This is a genomic window from Psychrobacter proteolyticus (assembly GCF_039762275.1).
GTDB lineage: Bacteria > Pseudomonadota > Gammaproteobacteria > Pseudomonadales > Moraxellaceae > Psychrobacter > Psychrobacter proteolyticus_C.
Window position 1 is genome coordinate 86,557 of sequence record NZ_JBDLOB010000009.1, and the last position, 23,089, is coordinate 109,645.

The 23,089-nt window shown below is 43.6% G+C and carries 17 protein-coding genes and 1 tRNA gene; 6 read left to right on the forward strand and 12 right to left on the reverse strand.

The window, feature by feature from the left end; translation table 11 throughout:
- Window positions 1–132 precede the first annotated feature (132 nt).
- Window positions 133–1,749 (forward strand): cryptochrome/photolyase family protein, encoded by a 1,617-nt coding sequence (locus tag ABFV72_RS12360; protein ID WP_347163961.1) that lies wholly within the window; start codon window positions 133–135, stop codon window positions 1,747–1,749.
- Between the two features lie 21 nt (window positions 1,750–1,770).
- On the opposite strand, the gene ABFV72_RS12365 is transcribed toward ABFV72_RS12360, so the two are convergent.
- Window positions 1,771–2,511, reverse strand: a complete 741-nt coding sequence (locus ABFV72_RS12365; RefSeq protein ID WP_347163963.1) for a DUF4230 domain-containing protein — start codon at window positions 2,509–2,511, stop codon at window positions 1,771–1,773.
- A gap of 592 nt (window positions 2,512–3,103) precedes the next feature.
- Between ABFV72_RS12365 and ABFV72_RS12370 the strand changes: the two genes are divergently transcribed.
- Window positions 3,104–4,822, forward strand: coding sequence for a proline--tRNA ligase (locus ABFV72_RS12370; protein WP_102093514.1), 1,719 nt, complete (start codon window positions 3,104–3,106; stop codon window positions 4,820–4,822).
- A 123-nt stretch (window positions 4,823–4,945) separates the two neighbouring features.
- Here the strand turns inward: ABFV72_RS12370 and queF are convergent, their stop codons facing one another.
- The 4 genes from queF to ABFV72_RS12390 all read right to left on the reverse strand — a co-directional run bounded on the left by queF (window position 4,946) and on the right by ABFV72_RS12390 (window position 8,546).
- Window positions 4,946–5,830 (reverse strand): NADPH-dependent 7-cyano-7-deazaguanine reductase QueF, encoded by an 885-nt coding sequence (gene queF, locus ABFV72_RS12375; protein WP_347163965.1) that lies wholly within the window; start codon window positions 5,828–5,830, stop codon window positions 4,946–4,948.
- 65 nt (window positions 5,831–5,895) lie between these two features.
- Window positions 5,896–6,669, reverse strand: a complete 774-nt coding sequence (locus tag ABFV72_RS12380; RefSeq protein ID WP_057762348.1) for an ABC transporter permease — start codon at window positions 6,667–6,669, stop codon at window positions 5,896–5,898.
- A 29-nt stretch (window positions 6,670–6,698) separates the two neighbouring features.
- Window positions 6,699–7,661 (reverse strand): ABC transporter ATP-binding protein, encoded by a 963-nt coding sequence (locus ABFV72_RS12385; protein ID WP_101204942.1) that lies wholly within the window; start codon window positions 7,659–7,661, stop codon window positions 6,699–6,701.
- Between the two features lie 318 nt (window positions 7,662–7,979).
- Window positions 7,980–8,546: a c-type cytochrome gene (locus tag ABFV72_RS12390; protein ID WP_431192104.1), complete on the reverse strand. Its 567-nt coding sequence runs from the start codon at window positions 8,544–8,546 to the stop codon at window positions 7,980–7,982.
- A gap of 367 nt (window positions 8,547–8,913) precedes the next feature.
- Between ABFV72_RS12390 and ABFV72_RS12395 the strand changes: the two genes are divergently transcribed.
- A tRNA-Arg gene (locus ABFV72_RS12395) sits at window positions 8,914–8,990 on the forward strand.
- Window positions 8,991–9,126: 136 nt separating this feature from the next.
- Here the strand turns inward: ABFV72_RS12395 and ABFV72_RS12400 are convergent.
- Window positions 9,127–9,489 (reverse strand): hypothetical protein, encoded by a 363-nt coding sequence (locus tag ABFV72_RS12400; RefSeq protein ID WP_102091131.1) that lies wholly within the window; start codon window positions 9,487–9,489, stop codon window positions 9,127–9,129.
- Window positions 9,490–9,524: 35 nt separating this feature from the next.
- Here ABFV72_RS12400 and ABFV72_RS12405 point away from each other — a divergent pair, with 35 nt between their 5' ends.
- Window positions 9,525–10,325, forward strand: coding sequence for an SIR2 family NAD-dependent protein deacylase (locus ABFV72_RS12405; protein ID WP_347163968.1), 801 nt, complete (start codon window positions 9,525–9,527; stop codon window positions 10,323–10,325).
- A gap of 100 nt (window positions 10,326–10,425) precedes the next feature.
- On the opposite strand, the gene ABFV72_RS12410 is transcribed toward ABFV72_RS12405, so the two are convergent.
- The 4 genes from ABFV72_RS12410 to ABFV72_RS12425 all read right to left on the reverse strand — a co-directional run bounded on the left by ABFV72_RS12410 (window position 10,426) and on the right by ABFV72_RS12425 (window position 14,172).
- Window positions 10,426–11,424, reverse strand: coding sequence for an adenosine deaminase (locus ABFV72_RS12410; protein ID WP_347163969.1), 999 nt, complete (start codon window positions 11,422–11,424; stop codon window positions 10,426–10,428).
- Window positions 11,425–11,624: 200 nt separating this feature from the next.
- Entirely contained in the window at window positions 11,625–12,149 is a 525-nt protein-coding gene (locus tag ABFV72_RS12415; RefSeq protein ID WP_347163970.1) for a TPM domain-containing protein, read from the reverse strand.
- A gap of 70 nt (window positions 12,150–12,219) precedes the next feature.
- Window positions 12,220–13,416, reverse strand: coding sequence for a TPM domain-containing protein (locus ABFV72_RS12420; protein WP_347163972.1), 1,197 nt, complete (start codon window positions 13,414–13,416; stop codon window positions 12,220–12,222).
- 123 nt (window positions 13,417–13,539) lie between these two features.
- Entirely contained in the window at window positions 13,540–14,172 is a 633-nt protein-coding gene (locus ABFV72_RS12425) for a LemA family protein (RefSeq protein ID WP_057758539.1), read from the reverse strand.
- Window positions 14,173–15,128: 956 nt separating this feature from the next.
- On the opposite strand from ABFV72_RS12425, the gene ABFV72_RS12430 reads away from it, so the two are divergent.
- Window positions 15,129–16,676, forward strand: coding sequence for an alanine/glycine:cation symporter family protein (locus ABFV72_RS12430; RefSeq protein WP_347163973.1), 1,548 nt, complete (start codon window positions 15,129–15,131; stop codon window positions 16,674–16,676).
- Between the two features lie 407 nt (window positions 16,677–17,083).
- Here ABFV72_RS12430 and ABFV72_RS12435 read toward each other — a convergent pair whose 3' ends face one another.
- Both ABFV72_RS12435 and ABFV72_RS12440 read right to left on the reverse strand, forming a co-directional pair.
- Window positions 17,084–17,689 (reverse strand): fasciclin domain-containing protein, encoded by a 606-nt coding sequence (locus ABFV72_RS12435; protein WP_057758535.1) that lies wholly within the window; start codon window positions 17,687–17,689, stop codon window positions 17,084–17,086.
- A gap of 415 nt (window positions 17,690–18,104) precedes the next feature.
- Window positions 18,105–18,659 (reverse strand): fasciclin domain-containing protein, encoded by a 555-nt coding sequence (locus tag ABFV72_RS12440; RefSeq protein ID WP_057758533.1) that lies wholly within the window; start codon window positions 18,657–18,659, stop codon window positions 18,105–18,107.
- Between the two features lie 572 nt (window positions 18,660–19,231).
- On the opposite strand from ABFV72_RS12440, the gene metH reads away from it, so the two are divergent.
- On the forward strand, window positions 19,232–23,047 hold the full coding sequence (gene metH / locus ABFV72_RS12445; protein WP_347163974.1) for a methionine synthase: 3,816 nt from the start codon (window positions 19,232–19,234) through the stop codon (window positions 23,045–23,047).
- Window positions 23,048–23,089 lie beyond the last annotated feature (42 nt).

Genomic DNA, 23,089 nt, shown 5'->3' on the forward strand with positions numbered 1-23,089 from the left:
AAGATAAATCGTTAGATGTGATGAGGTTTTGTTAACCAAACGGCAAAGCCATTGCATCCAAAAACTTATCCTAGCATACTTTTATCCTTAGTTTTGTTTATGATTGCGATTGATTAATATAGGGATACTTTGATGTCTAAGACTGCACAGACAGCCGCTACTGATACTGACGACAATGCTACTAGCAAAAATCCACCGCATTACTTGATGTGGTTTCGCCGTGACCTGCGTATCCATGACAATACTGCTTTAGCAGCGCTTTGCGAACGTGCAAAAGAAGACAACGCTTCAGTATCTGCAGTATTCTTTTTAACCCCTGAGCAGTGGCAAGCGCACGATACATCCCTTGTACAAGTCGATCATATTGCCCGCACGTTACCTATTTTAGCAAAGGACTTGCAATCGCAACTGAATATCACTTTAACAGTACAGCTCTGTCCAAGCTTTGCTGACTGTATAGAGGCGCTCACGACTTTATGCAATGACAATGAAATCAGCTGCATCATGGCCAATCACGAGTACGAAGGCAATGAGATTGATCGTGATGAACAATTAAGTAAACAACTTACAAAAGACGATATCGAGTTTGTCCGCTGGCATGACCAATGCATTTTGCCACCGCAAAGCATTACGACCAATGATGGCGATAGTATGTATAAAGTTTTTACCCCATTTTATAAAAAATGGCGACATACGTTGGACGTCAGCACCATTCAAATGCATGAAGCACCCGCAGTGGATAGCGATTATAAAATCAAACTACCATCATCGCAAACGTTTGCCAATACAATCGACGATATCAAAACACTAAGTGAAAAAATGCTGAGTGACTATCAGCAGACATTAGAAAAGAATGAGTCATTGCAGCATATCGATATGATAGCTCAGCTTGACCAAGCAAGAGACGCTTATCCTGCAGGTGAGTCGGCCGCTTGCCAGCGTCTAGAGGCATTCGTCGATGATGATATTAATGATTATGATGTGAGCCGTGATGTCCCCCATTTGCATGCAACCAGTCAGCTATCGGCTTATCTCACTATAGGCTCTATCAGTCCTAGACTCTGCTATCTACAAGCGAGCAAAGCACAAGAGAAGCTACACGGCAATGACGGCGATAACGAAGACATCAATCGTTGGATAAGTGAGCTTGCGTGGCGAGACTTTTATCGTCATGTACTGGTCGAAAAACCAAACCTGATCCGTCATAAAGCCTATAAAGAAGAGACTGACACTAAGATCAATTGGTCATATGACAACGATGATTTTGAGACATGGTGCGCAGGCATGACAGGCGTGCCGCTCGTAGATGCAGCAATGCGTTGCCTAAATGCAACAGGGTTTATGCATAATCGCTTACGAATGGTCACGGCGATGTTTTTAACGAAGGATTTATTGATTGATTGGCGCTTGGGTGAGCGTTACTTTATGCAGCAGCTGATAGATGGCGATTTTGCGTCCAATAACGGCGGCTGGCAATGGAGCGCATCGACAGGTACTGACTCAGCGCCCTACTTCCGCATTATGAACCCCTTTAGCCAAGCCAATACGCACGATTCTAAAGCTCTGTTTATTAAAACTTGGCTACCAGAGTTAAAAGATATTCCTAACAGTATCTTGCACAACGAAGATAAGATGCGTAAAGAATTGGCAAAAGATGGTAAGTTTGCCGATGTCGACTATCCTGCGCCAATGGTCGAGCATAAATCAGTACGCAAGCTAGCTATCGCCGAATTTAAAAAAGAAGCTTAATTTTAGAAAACAACTAACAGACTAGCCATTGGTAGTGACTGGCAACTGGCACGCGCCTGCACCCTGAGTAGTAACCGTCACTACCGCTCCCGTGAGTGCAAATAGCTGCTGCAATTGTGTTTGCGCATTTTGCAGTGCCATATTCATGACATCACCTCGGCAGGCACGCTCAAGCACTTCTTTTTTTGCCATGGTCTGTGCTTGTGCCAATATCTTAGGGTCGACTTGCATCATGCCAAAAGCCCCTGTCTGCCAGTCATAAATCTCGATATCATCTAGATATACTGAAAATATCTCTGTAGGAGGCAAAGTAATATTGATTTGCGGCATAGTGGCAGCTGATGACTTGGCATCAGCTACTTGCTCTTCGTCTACATTAGCTTGAGCAGGTTGCACTACCTGTACCATCTCAGGTGTCAGTGCACTCAAATCAACGCCTGCTTCTACGCGACCATGAGCGATAAACAAGGCCTTTTGCTCGTCTTGCCATAGTTTCATCCAGCTCCCGGGTCTCTCGCTCGTAATTACTGTATCGACACTGAATGCGACGGTATGTAAACGATTTAACTGCTGAATTTGCGTAACCACCCCTTCGCGAGTAATAGTTTCTATCGGCGCTTCTTCTGGTTTGTTTTGCGCGCTATAAATAGCAAAAACAATCGCGGCTAGACCGATGAGTAATATCACCCATGACATTGTCGCAATAGGACGTTTCGCAGGCTTTTGAGTGGCATTAGCGTTATTCATATCAGGATTATCCATAGAAGCTACCTTTATAATGTTGCATCGTTTGGTAAGGCTAAGAGCGTTGTAAAAATGGAACAGATGCTTATTCTATAAATGCGACTATTGTGCAGTAACTTCAAGTAGTGGCTACCATTCCTCTACATAACTTTATCCATAAACCTCTACGCAACCACCTTGATAAACTATCGCCCAAATAAGTAGTGCTTTCGCTATAAAATCATATGAATAGCTCAATTATTTATCCTTTATTGAGGCCTTTGCGTCACGTTCGGTCTGAAAAGACAAAAAGTCATTGCGTCTTAGGCGAACTTTACCTAACATAGTCAGATTGTATGAATAAAATGTCAGTCTCAAAGCATTTATCAGGGTTTTAACCTGAATATATTGCATTTTGGCATATTGATACATCAAATCAAATTTGCCTCTCTTTTATAAGAGTGGTTTTTACTGATGTGCTTTGTATATAAGCAGGTTGGTAACTAGGAAATACCCTAGATTATTGCTAAGTGATAAAGGTAAGCTTGCGGCGGCAATGAAACGATTAGCCATACGCTCAACATCCTACTATTTCTTATTTTTTTATCGTTGATAAGGTTACGCTTTATTTATGAAAGCCAGTCAATTTTTATTTGCCACACTAAAAGAAACCCCAAGTGACGCCGACATCGCCTCAAGCCAATTGATGGTGCGTGCTGGTCTTATCCGCAAGATTGCTTCTGGATTGTATATTTGGTTGCCTATGGGTCTGCGCGTCTTACAAAAGGTCGAACGCATTGTTCGTGAAGAGATGCAAAATGTCGGCGCACAAGAAGTGCTAATGCCGATGACTCAGCCTGCTGAACTTTGGCAAACGACCGGACGTTTTGATGATTATGGTCCTGAGCTATTGCGCTTCAAAGACCGTCATGATCGCGACTTTGTGCTTGGTCCAACGCACGAAGAAGTCATCACCAATCTAGCACAAGGTGAGCTACGTAGTTATAAACAACTACCGATTACCTTCTTTCAGATTCAAGGTAAATTCCGTGACGAGATTCGTCCACGCTTCGGTGTGATGCGCGCCCGTGAATTCACCATGAAAGATGCCTACTCTTTCCATGTGGATCAAGCTTCATTGGCCAAGACTTACCATGATATGTATGACGCTTATACACGCATCTTTACCCGCTTGGGCTTAGATTTCCGTGCCGTACAAGCAGATACAGGCTCTATCGGTGGCTTTGCCTCACATGAGTTCCATGTATTGGCAGATAGCGGCGAAGACGATATTGCGTTTTCGGACTCATCTGACTATGCAGCCAACGTAGAGCTAGCAGAGTCTGTCAGCACCGCTGAGCGTCAACCGCCGAAAATGGAGCGTGAAGACGTTCTGACCGAAGGCATGACCAGCTGCAAAATGGTTGCTGAACACTTGGATATCCCGTTAGAAACGACGGTTAAAACCTTAATCGTTCATGGTCATACTGAGAATGATGAGCCACAACTGATTGCTATCGTGTTGCGCGGCGATCATCAGCTCAACACTATTAAAGCTGAGAAAATCGAAGAAGCAAATGTACCATTGACGTTAGCATCTGACGAAGAGCTAAAAGCGGCAGGCCTGCACAAAGGCTATATCGGTGTTAATTTAGATATGCCTGTATTCGTTGATCGTTCGGCAGCTGCGTTGTCAGATTTTGTCTGCGGTGCGAACGAAGTGAACAAACATACTATCGGTATGAACTGGGCACGTGATACTCGCATTACTCGCATCGTTGATGTACGCAATGTACAAGAAGGTGACCCGTCTCCTGATGGTAAAGGCAGCCTAAAAATCAAACGCGGTATCGAAGTCGGTCATATCTTCCAGTTGGGTGATAAATACTCACAAGCGATGAACTGTACGGTTTCTGGTGAAGATGGCAAACCTGTTACCTTGATGATGGGCTGTTATGGTATTGGCGTTAGCCGTATCATTGCCGCTGCTATCGAGCAGAACAATGATGAAAACGGCATCATGTGGCCAAAAACGCCAACGGTTGATGATTCAATCGCTCCTTTTGAAGTCGCTATCATCCCGATGAAGTCTAAAGAAGAGACTGTCATGCAGACGGCAACCGCCCTGTATGAAGAGTTAAAAGCTCAAGGCATCAACGTACTACTGGACGATCGTAACGAGCGCCCAGGCGTTAAGTTTGCTGATCTTGAATTGATTGGTATACCGCATCGTATCGTCGTGTCTGATCGCAACTTGGCGGAAGATAAGTATGAGTACGTCAATCGTCGTGAAGCCGAAAAACAAATGCTGAGCCGTGAAGAAGTCATGGCAAAAGTAAGCGGTAAATAGTTTTGTAATTAAAGACTATATAACAAAAAGCGCCTATCTCACATGATGAGATAGGCGCTTTTTTATTGGCTTAAAAACTACTTAACATTGTATTTTTATGAACATCGTATTTTTAGCAAGAACTTACTGGCGGATTAAACGGCTTGGCTTAGGCAATAGACTGATATCGCTGACACGGCAAGGATTGATATCGATACCGCCGCGACGCGTATACCACGCCCGTACTATTAGCTCGCTTGGCTGATAATACTGGCTCAAATCAGCAAATATCTGCTCAACACACTGCTCATGGAAGCCATTATGCTGACGGAAACTCAGTATATAGCGCAGCATATTTGCATTATCAAAAGGCTTATCAGTTGTAATCGATACGGCCAAAGTACCCCAATCTGGTTGATTGGTCACTGGGCAATTACTACGCAGTAGATTGGAATAAAAAGTATACGGCTGCGTACCATCATTTGCCACGCTTTCATCGCTAGCCCCTACTTCGTTTTCACTCAGCAACGACGCGTCAGGATGTTCCGTTAACGCAACTTTGTCCGTGCTATCTGCTAATGCCTCATCAATACAAACACCCTCAGGCTGAGCAATCAATAACGCTGTTTCATGACCATTTATATCATCGTTTAAACCAAATAACGCTACCTGTACATCTGCTTGCAAGCAAGCTGACAGGTCTTTCGCAATCAATGCTTGTACGACGTTCCAACTGGCGAACTCGGTAAAATTAATACTATTCAAATATAATTTAAGCGATTTTGATTCTACGATAAACGGTGAGCTAGCAGGAATGCTAAAGCGTGCAATCGCTACTTGCGAGATACCTTGCGGATTTAACCAAGATATCTCAAAGGCCTGCCACCAATCGACACCAACGGTTAACTTATCGTCTTGCCAACCAATCGCATCACGCCCCATGCTACGCGCAATCGGATATAGCGTCTCTGGGCTATACTCAGTTGGATAGTCTGTGGTTTGCTCACCCAAGATACCATGAATACTCATCTGTCTTCCTAATATTAAACCGTTTAAAATTTACTCTAAATAATATGCTTAGCGAATCATATACACTATAAACGCACGCGCGATCCGTTACTTAGCAAGCGATAAGCGATGGTATAAAATATCGCACAGAACACAAAAATAGCCGCCATTGAATACCAAACATTGACATCAGAGTAGCCAAGAATACCGTAACGGAATGAGTTGACCATATAGACGATAGGGTTCAGTAGCGAGATATTCTGCCAGAATGGCGATAAATTCTCCATCGAGTAAAACACACCACCAAGATAGGTCAGTGGCGTCAGTACAAAACTCGGGATAATAGAAATATCATCAAATGAGCGTGCAAATACCGCATTGATAAAGCCGCCTAATGAAAATAAGATAGACGTGCCAAGTACCGTAAATACGGTCACAAATAAATGCTCGATACCAAGATCAGTAAAGAACAGCGCCACTATCGAGACAATCACGCCGATGGCCAGTCCACGGAAGATACCACCACTGATATAACCCATCAAAATAGCATGCTTGGATACGGGCGAGACCAAAAGCTCTTCGATACTAGACGTGAACTTAGCACTAAAGAAGCTTGAGACCACATTAGAGTAACTGTTGGTAATGATCGACATCATGATCAAACCAGGCACAATAAACTGCATATATGGCACACCGCCCATCTCACCCACACGCGAGCCAATCATTTTACCGAAGATGACAAAATACAGACTCATCGTGATAACTGGTGGTAGTAATGTCTGCGGCCAAATACGTAAAATACGGCGCACTTCTTTGAACCAAATAGTACGAAACGCAATCCACTTCTTACTCAATGACATTGTTTTATTATGATCGACTAGTTCCTGACTCATAATCCCGCCTCCTTCATGCTATCTGCACTCTGAATGTTTTTGTCTACCAAGCGCATAAACAACTCTTCTAGTCGGTTGGCTTTATTGCGCATACTCGCCACACTGATACCTTTATCAGACAACTGATCAAAGACACCGTTTAGTGACTCACCTTCTGTCAAGGTAACTTCTAGCGTTTGCTCATCTGGTTGCGAGACCCCTGTCACTCCTGTCAGAGCCAATTGTTCAGTGAGCGGCGTATCCAAATCAAATACAAAGGTTTCTACGGATAACTGCGCCAGTAGCTCTTTCATTTCCGTATTGATTCGAATCTCGCCGTGATCCAAGATCGCAATGCGTTTACACAATTGCTCAGCTTCTTCGAGATAATGAGTCGTCAGAATAATAGTGGTATTTTCTTCGATATTAATCTGCTGCATAAATTCCCACATCGAGCGGCGAAGCTCGATATCGACACCCGCCGTTGGCTCATCAAGAATCAATAGTTTTGGTTTGTGAATTAATGCACGGGCAATCATCAAACGGCGTTTCATACCACCAGATAGCTCACGTGATTTGCTGTCGCGTTTATCCCATAATCCTAGCGCGGTTAATAGTCTCTTCGCGCGTGGTTTGGCTTCTTTTGCCGGAATACCAAAATAACCCGCTTGCGTAATCAGGATATCTTCGACTTTTTCGAACATATTAAAGTTAAATTCTTGCGGTACAACACCAAGGTATTGCTTGGCAATCGAAGGGTTCTCTAATAGGTCTGTGCCGAAAATATGAACGCTACCGGTGGTTGGCTTAAACAATGAGCTAATAATACCAATCATGGTAGATTTACCTGCGCCGTTTGGCCCAAGTAACGCAAAGAAACCACCTTGTGGTACCGTTAAATCAACCCCTTTTAATGCCGAAAACCCATTGTCGTAGGTTTTGGATAGGTTTTTTATGGAGAGTGCTGGTGCATCAGACATGAAGACCTCTTTATTTGTTATCAATTTGTATAAAATGCGATTTTAGAATAATAGGCCGTGTTGAACATTCGACTATCATTATCATATAGGCAAAAGCCGTATAAGAATGTTCAACACACTCTACTATCTATAAGGTGACAATGTACGGTAATAAATGAACTAATCTCATAAAATGAGGCTACTCATAGCGAATTTCAACTGCCTTATATTCGAAGTACCATATTAATAATACTCATCATGAAAAAGCGCCTATCTCATCACTGAAATAGGCGCTTTATAGATATACATCGTAAAAGCTCGGAAGGTAATCAACAAAGATTAGCTTGCTTCTGCGACCATATAATCTACGGCATTTTGAACTTCTTCATCAGGAATATCCGCGCCACCTTTAGCAGGCATCGCATTGAAACCATTGATAGCATGGGTATATAGCGTGTCTTTACCTTTTGCGATACGTGGACCCCAAGCGCCAGCATCACCAAAGATAGGAGAGCCTAACAAGCCTGCTGTATGACAAGTATGACATACGGCGTTATATACTGCTTTACCGTCACGAGGACCGTCGCCAGCAGCTGGGCCAGATGAGCGTGCCGTTACATCACAAGCTTCACCATCTTCAAAACAAATATTGGCAACAGGCTGGATACGCGCAATCAGATTAGGATACAAAGCAATTAGCTTCTGTACTTGCGGCGTATCTTGTGGAATTGGCTCTTCATCAGCGGCAGGCGCTGCAGCAGCAGTTTTTTCGTCTTCTGCTGGAGCGGCTTCTACGACCTCTTGGCCTTCTGCTACGTCTGACGCAGTTACAGGAGTGTCTACAACATCTTCAGCTTGGCTCACCGCGATACTAGCGATTCCTAGAATGGCAGCTGCCGATAACATAACTACTTTTCTCATTCGTCACGTTCTCTTATTACGTATACAAGGACTAGCACGGCTCGGACATTCTGTCTGTCCTCCTTTGACGACCTCTAAGTCTTCAATAGCAGACAGCCATCCCGCGTGCCAGCGCACTTGCAATCGGTGATTATAAATATGAATTCTCCCCAACATTATAAGGGAAAAGGCAGGTAAATTGCCATGCTTGTTTAATGACTTGACTGTTTTTTCTTAAAAAACCTCAATCGCGACTGTCATTTATTGGCTTTATGCTTTTTATTTGTTAGACTAAGCGGTCTTTATTTCTAGACACCTTATGCTAATTATCATGCGCATCTAAGCGTGACAGTCAGACATATCGTTATCATATGCGCTCGTAGCTCAGTTGGATAGAGTATCGGTCTCCGAAGCCGAGGGTCGTGGGTTCGATTCCCGCCGAGCGCACCAATCATAATGTTTACAATCTTGCTCTACCCTTCCCTTAGTACTATCTTAAACTACCTATACTCATCAAACCTACACTTCAAAATGTTTGCGGTTTTTCTGTGCTTGTATACTTCTGAGGGTCTCACCTATATAGAACTTACTCTGCATCTTGTAAATTGGCAGTCAACTGAGCACGGCTGGGTATACGGTGATAATTAATCACTGGCACATCACCCAAACGGCGCTGACCTTCAGCAATTTTTTTATCAATCGTAATCATTGCAATTTTTTTATCTTGTTTGCTAACGAGCAAATGATTTGCCTTACGTGTGACTCGATAATCAGCAAAATGCTGTTTTAATATCGCTGATGTTTTTTGCAGCGCATCATTCGGTGTTGCATTTTTTGATTTTGCGCCGCTATGCTTTTCACCTGCTTTTGCGCCGCGCGATTTTGCCACGAACCATAAAACTGCGATGACAGCGAACAATATGACAAGCCACCAAATTCCGTCTATCATAAGTAAAAATATCCATTATTAGCAAGGGTTGGCTCATGTTAGCAGAATTATCACCAGCGTTAATAGCAGAAGTAAAACTTGCAGCACAACTGCTGGCGTCGAAACAGCGTATTTGCGTTTTGACTGGAGCTGGCATTTCAGCAGAAAGCGGCATCCCAACGTTTCGAGATAAGCAAACAGGACTCTGGGAGAACTATGGTGTCGAAGACTTGGCAACCCCTGAAGCGTTCATTCGTGATCCAAAGCTGGTGTGGTCATGGTATCAATGGCGTCGGCAAATGGTCGCAGACAAAGCACCAAATCCTGCCCATCATGCGTTGGCTCAATGGCAGTATCATTCGCAAACCTCCGATCAGCAGGTGACACTCATCACCCAAAATGTCGATGATTTGCACGAGCAAGCTGGTAGCGCGGTGACTCACCTGCATGGTCATTTGTGGCGCAACCGCTGTGGTCAGTGCGAGATACCCTATCAAGATCAATCGAGAGCGTCATACGACAATCAAGGCACCATGAACTTTGATGAAACACTGCTTAACTGTCCGCATTGCGACGGTTACATCAGACCAGATATTGTTTGGTTTGGCGAAGCCCTACCTGTACAGGCATGGCAGACTGCCGAAGATGCTGCGGCTAATTGCGAAGTATTTATCAGTATCGGTACCTCAAGCTTGGTCTATCCTGCTGCTGGATTGGCACAATCAGCCAAACAGAATGGCGCGCAAGTTATTGAGATAAACCCTGACCCAACACCAAATACTATCGTCGATATCACACTAGCAGAAAAAGCAGGAATCGTTTTGCCGCTGCTTATAGCAGAGATTACTGCTCTATAACTACTATTTATAGATATTACTGAATGATAGACAGTAAAAAAGGCTTAACGATTTGTATAAACCGTTAAGCCCTTGCTACTAATAATAAACTTGTTGTAGCTTATTTCAATGCAAGATCAACTCTCGCCAAGTAAGCTTCTTTTAACTCATCACTGATAAATGCCGATTTAAACGAGTTTTTTACTAAGGTAATAACATCGTCTTCCGTAATCGGTAGATTTTCATAGAGGTTGATAAAGTTTTGATTCACATACCCTTTGAAATACGCAGGGTCGTCTGAGTTAACGCTAATATTCAGACCGTAGTCTAAAAGCTCTTTGATATTGTGCTCTTTATAAGTCTCAAAGACTTTTAGCTCAATATTCGAGTTCGGGCAAACGGTCAGTGGCATTTGCTCATCTTTGAGTCTTTGCATCAATTCTGGGCTTTTTATAGACTGCACACCATGATCGATTCTATTGATATTCAGTAAATCTAATGCTTCATAGATGTACGAGAAGTCTGCTTCTTCGCCTGCATGAGCGACCAACTTAAAGCCTTCTTCTTTGGCTTTTTGGAAGACTTCTTTGAATTTCGATGGCGGGTTGCCCAATTCTGATGAATCAAGACCAACACCGATAATGTCGTCTTTATAATCCAGTGCTTGCTCTAACGTCTCAAATGCTTCTTCTTGCGATAAATGACGCAAGAAACACATGATGATGCATGACGTGATACCGTATTTTGCTTTGGCATCTGCAAGCGCTTCTTTGATACCTGTGATAACCGCTTCAAAAGGTACGCCGCGTTCAGTATGCGTCTGCGGATCAAAGAATATCTCTGTGTGGATGACATTGTCTTCAACGCATCTAAGAATATATTCCCACGTCAAATCATAAAAATCATTTTTCGTGAGCAGGACGTTGGCACCCGCATAGTAGATATCTAAAAAGGTCTGTAAATTGGTGAAGTTATAGGCACTGCGTACATCTTCGATATCTTTATAAGGTATCTCTACGTTGTTCTTTTTGGCCAGTCTAAACATCAGCTCAGGCTCTAGCGAACCTTCAATATGTAGATGAAGTTCGGCTTTCGGTAGTTTCTTTATTAATTCAATCATAGTATTCCAATAATGGTGTTATCGAGACGAGCTACAGTAAATGTTACACAGTAGGGTAATCAAACTGTATATAAAGCGTTATCTGTCCTAGAAGAGTCATTTTAACACTAAAAGTATATCACCTAAAACAAAACCCTTTGACCGTATAGACAAGCTACTTATAAAAGTAGCCTTCTTAATACAACCGTATAAGGCGCAAACTACTTTAAAAACACCACTGTATCGGACAGCTCATTACCTTCTGGATCATGCTCTAAATGATAATACTGACGTAATACCTGCCCCACTTCATCCAGCAGTTCAGCCAAGCTCTCTTCTGTCTTTTGAGTAGCGATACCAGATACTGCCTTTTCGCACATTGCATTCCATACTGTTGGACTAACGTGAGCGCTGATACCTCGGTCTGCGACAATCTCTAATTTACGCTCACATACATTGACATAGATCAAGACGCCCGTATTTTCTTCGGTATCCCAGACGCGATATTCGCTAAACAAATCAATCGCACGCTCACGGCAGTTCATGCGATAGGCCTCTTGGATAGGCAGATGGTTTTCTACAATTAAGAACACCTCACCACGATGCCTACGTTCGGCTCGTGTCACAGCATCTGTTAAACGCGCCTTGGATTCTGTTGTTAGCCACTTACTATGTAATAAAGGGACGAACAAAACTTGACGCCACCAGCGGGCAAAACTGGGGTTTGAAGCGTTGTCTTCTACCATTATATTATTTCCTCAAGTACGTCATTTCGATGGTTATGTAGAGTTTATCTTGTTTGCGTATGTGGAATACTTACCACGAGCCACCTGCACCGCCGCCGCCGAAACCACCGCCGCCACCGCCAAAGCCGCCGCCTCCGAAACCACCACCGCCAAAGCCGCCTCCACTGCCCCCGCCCATACCGGGTAAGAAAATCATACCGCCTCTGCGCCCACCTTTACCGCCGCCGCCTTTTCCACCGCCACCGCCGCGTGAGATCAAAAACATCCAGATAAAGATTGCCATAATCAGCGTCATGAAGAAACCGCCGCCTAAAGCCATCGAACCTGCGAAAAACCCGCCAGCGGTAATAATAGAACCAAATACCCGGCCCAATATATTAGTAATAAAGCTACCGAAAATCATCGCCATGATAAATAAGAAAATAGGTGACGGCAGCTCGTCTGAGCTTTGCTGGGCAGTGCGCTCTGCGGCTTGCGCATCAGCACGGGCTAAGACTTCAGGATCAGCAGTTAGGCGTGTTTTGAGCGATTCAACGCCAGCGATTATCCCTGCACCATAGTTATTTTGCTTAAATAACGGCGTGATATCTTCGCGAATGACACGGTTAACCGCCGCATCGGGCAAGACTCCTTCTAATCCATAACCAGTTAAGATATACATATCACGGTCATTGACAGCGACGACAATTAGCAGACCGTCATCGATAGCTTCATCACCCAATTCCCACTTCTCAGCAACTTGCAATGCATAATCAAATATTGGTACGCCATTGGTAGTCGGTACGATGACCACTGCTGCTTGTGCTAATCCCTGCTGATAGATACTTCGAAGCTGCGCCTCTAGACGTAGCTTCTCTTGAGGATTTAAAATATTGGCCTGATCAACGACTGGTTCATTGAGTATCAACTTATCAGCGTCAACACCCTCGGCACTGGAGCGTACTGGTGGCTGAGCGGTTGCTTGAGCATTGGCTGTATCATTGGCTGTATCATTTGCTGTACTTTGGTTATCTGCGTTTTGATTGATAGCGTCGTTGCCGAGCACCGCCCCATTGATGGCATCATTATTTAATACAGCATCATTGATTGCTTCGTTAGACTCGCCTGCTTTAGCAACAGCCACCAACTCTTCGACACTACGGTTTTGTAGATTCGAGGTGCTATCTGTCGCCACCGCTGTATCATTGGGTGCAGCGTGCAATACAGGCACGCTGACGACACCTAATGTAAACAGTAATGCTGATAAGATTGCTTTTGAATTATTCATCTAATCTATACCACCTCAGATAACATCTTTACCAATTGATAGACTCTAACTAATCATCATTAAACCATTAGCTAAATGAACAGAGCTGCCTATGCCGCTCTGTCGTCACGTTCATTCTAAATTTTATTCAGCTGACTTTTCTGTAGAATCGCCAAAATCAACACTTGGTGCGGTTGAAATCGCCTCTTCATTGGCCACACTAAAGTTGGGCTTAGTATCCATACCAAATACTTTTGCAGTGATGTTGGTTGGGAACTGACGTACCGTTGTATTGTATCCCTGCACTTCTTGAATATAGCGGTTACGAGCCACAGCAATACGGTTCTCAGTACCTTCTAACTGTGCCTGCAGGTCCTGAAACAGTGCATCTGATTTTAGATCAGGATAACGCTCAGACACCGCCATCAAACGTGACAAGGCACCTGTCATCTGCTCTTGCGCTGCTGCATAACGCTCCATCGCTTCTGGATCATTAAGCACTTCTGGCGTCACCGTGATACCGCCTGCACGTGAGCGAGCTTCTGCCACTTGGGTGAAGACTTCTTGCTCTTGCTCGGCATATTGCTGTACGACTTTGACTAAGTTTGGCACCAAATCAGAACGGCGCTGATACTGGTTGACCACTTCTGACCATGAAGCAGTGACCTGCTCATCTTGTGCCTGCAGGTTGTTGTAGCCACAGCCACTTAGACCAACCGTAGAAGTTGTCAATAAAGCGGCTAGCAACATCGGCTTCATAATAGATTTACGCGTCATTGTTGATTCTCCTAATAATGATAAATAACAAATATCCAGTACCACGTTTTTAATATTTTTAAATTTTCTTGGTATTCATACGGCAGTCATGCACTCTATATATTGTATATCTGCGCATTACTCTATCAGCATGATATCAAAAGAAGTTGTCCTAATGATGGCGTTATATACGGCTTTTTACAATTGACCGTTACCAAAACACAACCGCATAGCGTCAACGATAACGCGTTTTTATCATGATAGATATAGAGCAAAAATCTAGCAGTCTAGAGTAATCAGACTAAATGTTATGAAAATACAAACAATTATTTATATATAATCTAAATCTTGCTAATGTATCAGCTAAATAAAATACGAATATATCTACCATCTATAAAGAAATTTCTAGTAATTAGTACAAAAATATGGCAAATTGCAGTTACGTAGCCGTACGGTTTGAATACATTTGGTAGTGGACTTATAGTTTGATTAGTATTAGCGAGTTGTTAATTTCTTAATAAAAACATCAATTAACTGTCAAATTATCGCTTAATACTGTCAATTCGCCATACCAGTCATGTATTTATTCAAGACAGCTCATAGTAAGTTGAATGCCATCATGGTGATGGATATTTAATTATATAACCGCCTGTTTTATCCGCCGGTCAACTTATGACTCATCTGATGTATAACATGATGATAGAAGACCGCAGTAGTTGAGGTTGTAGAATAATAGTAAACGCAGCTGATATTAATATTGTCAGTGATAAGCGCTATGCAAATAGTCCGTATTACTGATGAAATACGCGGGTAAATACAGACAACTACAGTCCATTCTTGGTGGCCAAGCACATGAGACTTAGACAATAAATAAGTCGATGCAGAGACTTTAACTGCTTAACTTAAATAAGTAAGTTAACCAGTTAGTTTACTCCTAGCAAACAGTGCCACCTTGAGACAGTACTAGGAACATAAATATGGAAGGTTTAGTTAACTTAGTAAATGGAATTATCTGGAGCCCAGCGCTGATTTATCTCTGCTTGGGTGCCGGTCTGTTCTATTCCATTATGACGCGCTTTGTACAAGTACGTCTATTCGGTGAGATGATCAAACTCCTATTCACTGGTAAATCTAGTGCACAGGGTATCTCATCATTTCAGGCACTTGCCGTCTCACTCGCTGGTCGTGTGGGTATGGGTAACATCGCTGGGGTAGCTGCTGCTATCGGCTTCGGTGGCCCAGGTGCCGTATTCTGGATGTGGGTCGTAGCCTTTCTAGGCGCATCTACAGCCTATGTCGAATCTACTCTTGCTCAGATTTACAAAGAAAAAGATGTGGTAACTGGCGAATATCGCGGTGGCCCAGCTTATTACTTTGAACGTGCCCTTGGACAAAAGTGGTACGGTATCCTCTTCGCAATCGCTTCTATTTTATCATGTGGTATGTTCTTACCTGGTGTACAGGCGAACGGTGTTATCAGTGCATTTGCACAGGTAATGGGCGAAGGTACGATCATGAACGTTGCAGGCCTAGAAGTTGGCTCTATGCGTTTGGTCGGCTTGGCTATCATCTTAGTGGTGCTAGGTATCATCATCTTTGGTGGTATTAAGCGTATTGCAACCTTTACTGAGTTTGCAGTACCTTTCATGGCATTAGGTTATATTGCCCTAGCGCTAATCATCATGTTCAGCAACTTTAGCTTGATTCCAGATGTATTTGGTATGATTGTTGGTGATGCATTCACTGCACAAGCAGGTTTTGGTGCTGCTATCGGTTGGGGTGTGAAACGTGGTATCTACTCTAACGAAGCTGGTCAGGGTACGGGTCCTCACGCTGCTGCTGCTGCTGAAGTTGAGCATCCATCACAGCAGGGTCTAGTTCAGGCATTCTCAGTATATGTTGATACATTACTAGTATGTTCTGCTACTGCATTCATGATTTTATCTACTGGTATGTACAACATTCAAGGTACGCTACCAGATGGTCAGTTCATCGTACAGAACGTTGCTGCTACTACTGAAATCAATGCTCCTGCGTTCACGCAAATGGCAATGGAATCTGTATACGGTACGTTTGGTAATGCCTTTATCGCAATCGCTGTATTCTTCTTTGCCTTTACAACAATTCTGGCTTACTACTACATCGCTGAAGTAAACGTCGCTTACTTAACACGTTTCCTTGGTCGTAGTGCGAACAGAACTGGTCTATTCCTAGTGAAAATTCTTATCATGGCGATGGTTGCTTATGGTGGTCTAAACTCAGCTGGTTATATTTGGGCAATCGGTGATATCGGTGTTGGTCTTATGGCTTGGCTTAACATTGTTGGTATTCTTGTCATCTTTATCGTGGCTCGTCCAACACTTACTATGCTTAAAGACTATGAAGCTCAGCGCAAAGCTGGCGTAACTCGCTATAGTTTTGATCCTGCTAAATTCGGTATCAAAAACGCACCGTATTGGGAAGAGCGTCATCTAGCACAGCAAAAAAGCATGAACGCTGATCCATTACGTAAAGATAAAATGTAAGACAATTTAGTAAGATTGCTATTTAACCTTATTGAATAAATAAAAAGCCCGAGACCATGTTCTCGGGCTTTTTTGTTTGGATATTTTTCTACACTGCTACAGAATAGCTTACCGAGAAAATATCAAAATTCACGTTCATACAATCTAGTTGAATACCTTGAAAATACCTTTTTATCTCTCAAAGTTAACCTATATTCGACACAACATATAACTGGCATTTTGTATTTTGGTTGTCCTCTTTATAGAGCTCGTTTTAGCATTAGACTAATTTATATTAAGTCGTCGTACCAGTATAGGTAAGCCACAGTTCCCCTATTCTTAATTTATAGACATAAAAAAGCCTAGCACGATGACTAGGCTTTCTTTGACTAACTTGTAGATTCAAAACCTACAAATTAAGGAATAGCTTATTCAGGCATTAACACTGCATCGATAGTGTGAACCACACCATTGGTTGCCATGATATCTGTACCAGTGATATTTGCTGTGTTACCAGTAGCATCAGTAATTACGTTGTCTTCACTGATAGTAATGGTTTTACCGTTCGCCGTTTCAATCTCAGTACCGTATGGGATATCAGCCGCTTTAACTTCCATTGCTAGTACATGGTAAGGAAGGACAGTTTTTAGCAAATCTGTATTGGCCAACAACTCTTCTTTAGTCACGCCTAGTTTTTCTAGTACTGGAGCAAACGCATCATCAGTTGGGGCGAATACAGTATGCTTAGTTTCTTCCATCAGCATGGTATCAAGACCAGCAGCCTGTAGCGCAGCGGTTAGGATAGTTAGGTTTTCATTTTCTGCTGCGATTTCAGCGATAGTTTGAGTCGCTTCCATGTCCATTTCGGCCATTGGCTCTGCTTCAACAGCTTCTGTCTCAGCAACTGGCTCAACTGCCATCTCTTCAGTCGCTTCTGGTTCAGTTGGCTCTGCAACAGTTTCAGTGTCGTTACACGCGGCTAGTGACATGGCTGCGGTTACAACTGCGATAGATAACAAGTTCTTCTTTAACATAGGTAATTCCTTTTTGGATAAATAATTGATTAAGGGATTTATTTAAATTAATAACTTTCGATAAATATAATGGCGACCAATAATTGATAAATGTACCAATTACTTAGTCATACTATTTAGTCCGTTATATTGATAGTTCTCAGTCTAACTGTTTAATTTTTAAATGGTATTTACTTAGGTAGCAACACTGTATCAATCACGTATATAGCATTGTTTACTTGTATATCAATTATTGCGATGTTTGAGACAAAATGCTGTTGATTAACTACTTTTAGATTTCTATTTTAAAATTTTAATCTGAACAGAAATTTGTATAGATAAAAGTCTAAAACAGCCATTGTTTGATAATGAAATCATCACAAACAATGGCTGCTTAGTCTTATAATGAATACAGTAGGTATGCCTCAGCTAATACTTATTTAGGCAACAATACTCTATCGATTACATGGACAACACCATTGTTGGCAGCGATATCAGTCTTCACGATGTTTGTTGTGCGACCATTCTCATCCATCAATTTGCCTTCTTTGGTTACCATCAACGTATCTTTGCTAGCGGTCATTACGTTACCAGGCTTCACATCTTTGGCATACATAGCCATATCGCCAGCGACTACGTGATAACCCAATACTTTGGTCAATAGTGGCTTATTGGCAAATAACTGCGCTTTGGTCATACCTGTTTCTTGCAATGCTTGCATAAAGGCGGCATTGGTTGGTGCGAATACCGTATAGTGAGCATTAGGATCAGACAACATATCGACTAGACCTGCTGCTTGTACCGCTTCTACCAATACTGAAAAGTCAGGATTGCTTTGGGCAATTTGTACAACATTCATCTTAGCCATACTCTGACTGTGCATCGGTGCTTTCATATCGCCCGTCTTTGCTGGCATCATATTATTACAAGCACTTAGTCCTGCGATCGAGATAGCCAATGTACCGATGGTGGCAATTTTAGTAAGTTTCATAACATTTTCCTTAATGATTTGAATTTCTTTGACGTTGGTATTGTTTCAACTATGGTATTACTGTCTTACAGATCATCCTGCCTGCTAATGCCATTTGCTCACTGTACTGCACTGCTAATACCGATACTTTTGATACAAGTTATTGCTAATAAATGAGCCTATATTTATAAGTAGGACTTACTAAGACCTTGTATTTCTGAAATTAAATTAACATGTAAGCAATCTTTATCAACCTGCCTTTGCGCAATTTTTTGTAGTACGGGTGTAAATTCTGTCTGACTTCTGAGCATTCCCGTTGGCTTTCATTTGCAAAAGAAAAGCTTTATGTAAGCCCCTAGCGAAATGATATTCATTTGTGCGTATCTGCTTTATGAAATAGACTCTAATACCTTGCTTTGTTACTTAGCTTTCCTCTTATTTATCTATTGCCAAAGAGGAATATGCAGTATCCCTATGTAGCAAATTTTTCATGCTAAAATAATGCAAATTTGCGGTCCTCTTCGTGAGACTCTGCACGCTACTGGTTTGTTATTCCTTCTTTTTTTAATAATTACGATATAAGCAGCACACCTATGATTCCAACGACGACCTCACCAAACGATTCTCATACCGATACCGCCTCTACCTCCTCATCCGCTAATGACTTTATATTGACGCCACCTGCTGTATTTCCGTTTAAAGAGCAGCAGCTAACCGCACGTGCACGTATCACTGAGCAGATGGCATCACGCATTTTGATGTTAGACGGTGCGATGGGTACGCAGATTCAGACCTATAAGTTAGAAGAAGCAGATTATCGTGGTGAGCGTTTTGCTGATATCGACCAAGATGTACGCGGCAATAACGACCTGCTGGTACTGACTCAGCCGCACATGATTAAAGACATTCATCACGATCATCTGCTGGCGGGCGCTGATATCATCGAGACCAATACCTTTAACGGTACGCGTCTGTCGATGGCTGACTATGACATGCAGTATCTAGTGCCAGAACTGAATAGGACAGCAGCCAAGATTGCTCGAGAAGCAGCGGATGAATTTACCGCAACAACGCCTGAGAAACCGCGCTTCGTTGCGGGCGTCGTGGGTCCGACTTCGCGTACGTGCTCGCTATCGCCTGATGTCAATGATCCTGCGTTTCGTAACATTACCTTTGATGAGTTGGTACTCAACTACCGTGAAGCGACCTTGTGCCTGATAGAAGGCGGCGTCGATATAATCTTGATTGAGACGATATTTGATACGTTAAATGCCAAGGCGGCAATATTTGCCATCACGGGTGTGTTCGACGATATTGGCTTTGAGCTGCCAATCATGATTTCGGGCACGATCACCGATGCCTCAGGTCGCACGTTATCGGGTCAAACAGCCGAGGCGTTTTATAACTCTATCCGCCATGCCAAGCCACTATCCGTTGGCTTTAACTGCGCGCTTGGGGCGGATGCGCTGCGCCCGCACATCCAAACGCTATCGAATATCGCTGATACTTTTGTATCTGCGCATCCAAACGCTGGCCTGCCCAATGAGTTTGGTGAGTATGATGAAACCGCTGAAGAAACGGCTGCCCTACTCGAAGGGTTTGCCAAAGCAGGTATCTTAAATATCGTCGGTGGCTGCTGTGGTACAACGCCCGAGCATATCCGTCAAATCGCTAAAGTCGTGGCGAACTATCCGCCGCGTGTCATCCCTGAGATAGCACCTGCCTGCCGCTTGTCTGGTCTAGAGCCATTTACAATCAACTCTGATAGCTTGTTCGTCAATGTCGGTGAGCGTACCAACGTCACAGGCTCTAAAAAATTCCTACGTTTGATCAAAACAGAAGCCTATACCGAAGCACTCGATGTCGCTCGCGATCAGGTAGAAGGCGGCGCGCAAATCGTCGATATCAATATGGACGAAGGCATGCTTGACTCCAAGCAGGCGATGATTCACTTCGTCAACTTGGTCTCAGGCGAACCAGATATCAGCCGTGTGCCACTGATGATTGACTCGTCTAAATGGGACATTATCGAAGAAGGTCTTAAACGTACACAGGGTAAGTCGGTCGTCAACTCTATCTCGTTAAAAGAAGGTCATGCTGAGTTCGTTGAGCGTGCCAAATTATGCATGCGTTATGGTGCTGCGATTATCGTCATGGCATTTGATGAAGACGGACAGGCTGACACTTACGAGCGCAAGATTGAAATATCTAAACGCAGCTATGACGTACTGGTCAATGAAGTGGGCTTTCCATCAGAAGACATTATCTTTGACCCAAATATCTTTGCCGTTGCCACGGGTATCACCGAGCACAACAACTACGGTGCTGACTTTATCAATGCCACACGTTGGATTACGGAAAATCTACCGAACGCGATGGTCTCGGGCGGCGTATCCAACGTGTCGTTTAGTTTCCGTGGTAACCCAATCCGTGAAGCGATCAACTCCGTATTCTTATACCACGCGATCAAAAACGGTCTGACCATGGGTATCGTCAACCCAGCCATGCTTGAGCTGTACGATGATATTCCAAAGGAAGCCCGTGACGCTATCGAAGACGTCATGCTCAACCGCAATCAAGGTGAAACTGGTCAGGATGCGACTGAGCGTCTGATGACGGTCGCTGAAAACTACCAAGATGGCGGCAAGAAAAAAGACAGTACCGTCGATATGAGCTGGCGCGAAGGTACGGTAGAAGAACGTATCGCCCACGCACTGGTCAAAGGCGTGACGACCTTTATCGAAGCGGATACCAAAGAAGCATGGGAGAAGTATCCTAAACCGCTAGAAGTCATCGAAGGGCCACTCATGGACGGTATGAATATCGTCGGTGACCTATTCGGTGCTGGTAAAATGTTCCTACCGCAAGTCGTAAAATCTGCCCGTGTAATGAAGCAATCTGTCGCATGGCTAAACCCATATATCGAAGCGGAAAAAGTCGAAGGCGAAGTCAAAGGTAAAATCCTAATGGCAACCGTCAAAGGCGACGTGCATGATATCGGTAAAAACATCGTCGGCGTGGTGCTTGGCTGTAACGGCTATGATATCGTCGATTTGGGCGTCATGGTGCCATGTGAAAAAATCCTCGATACTGCCATCGCAGAAAAAGTCGATATCATCGGTCTGTCTGGTCTGATTACCCCAAGTCTCGATGAGATGGTCTATGTCGCCAAGCAGATGCAAGAGCGCGGCATGACGCTACCATTGATGATCGGCGGTGCAACGACGTCGAAAGCGCATACTGCCGTCAAGGTCGAGCCGCAATATCAAAATGATGGCGTCATCTATGTATCGGACGCTTCGCGCTCAGTCGGCGTGGTGACCAAATTGCTGTCGAAAGAGCACCGTCAAGCGCTCATCGATGAGACCCGTGAAGAGTATGTCAAAGTTCGTGAGCGTCTGGCTAAGCGTCAACCAAAAGCCGCCAAAGTCACCTATGCTGAATCGGTCAAGATTGGGTTTCAGTATGATTGGGAAACCTACGTGCCACCAGTGCCAAATAAGCTAGGACAAGTGATACTGGATGACTATCCAATCACCAACCTACTGCCTTATATTGACTGGACACCATTCTTTATCTCTTGGGGTCTGACTGGTAAATACCCGAAAATATTGCAAGATGATGTGGTTGGTGAAGCGGCTCGCGATCTGTTTGAAAATGCAGAAGAGCTGCTACAAAAGATGATTGATGAAAAATCAATCGTAGCGAAAGGTGTGTTTAAACTCATGCCCGCGCGCCGTACTGGATCCGATACGGTCACGGTCTATGACAATGCGCCTGCTGATGGCGGTAAACCGACTTACCAGTTTGAGCATTTACGTCAGCAAAGCAACCGTTCACAAGAGGGGGCCAGTGGCAAGCCAAACTTTAGCTTGGCAGACTTTATCTCGCCATCAGAGACGCATACCGATCACTTGGGCGGCTTTACTGTCTCCATCGTCGGTACAGAAGCACTGGCTGAACAATATAAAGCGGCAGGTGATGACTATAATGCGATTATGGTACAGGCACTGTCTGACCGTTTAGCCGAAGCCTTCGCCGAGCATTTACATGAGCTCATCCGTAAAGAGTACTGGGGCTATCAGCCGACCGAGTCACTCACCAATGATGAGATGATTAAAGAAAAATACGTCGGTATCCGCCCTGCACCTGGCTACCCTGCCTGTCCTGAGCATACGGAAAAAGGTAAATTGTTTGATTGGCTAGGTACAGTAGATGCAATCGGTACAACGCTAACCGAAAGCTATGCGATGTGGCCTGCATCATCTGTCAGCGGATTCTATTACTCGCATCCTGATAGTGAGTATTTCAACGTCGGTAAAATCAGCCGTGGCCAGTTAGAGAGTTATGCTGAGCGTAAAGGCTGGGATATGAAAACTGCTGAGAAGTGGTTGAATCCGAATTTGTAAGGATAGTTTGGCTAAAATTCTATAAAAGTTACTTGAAGCGGT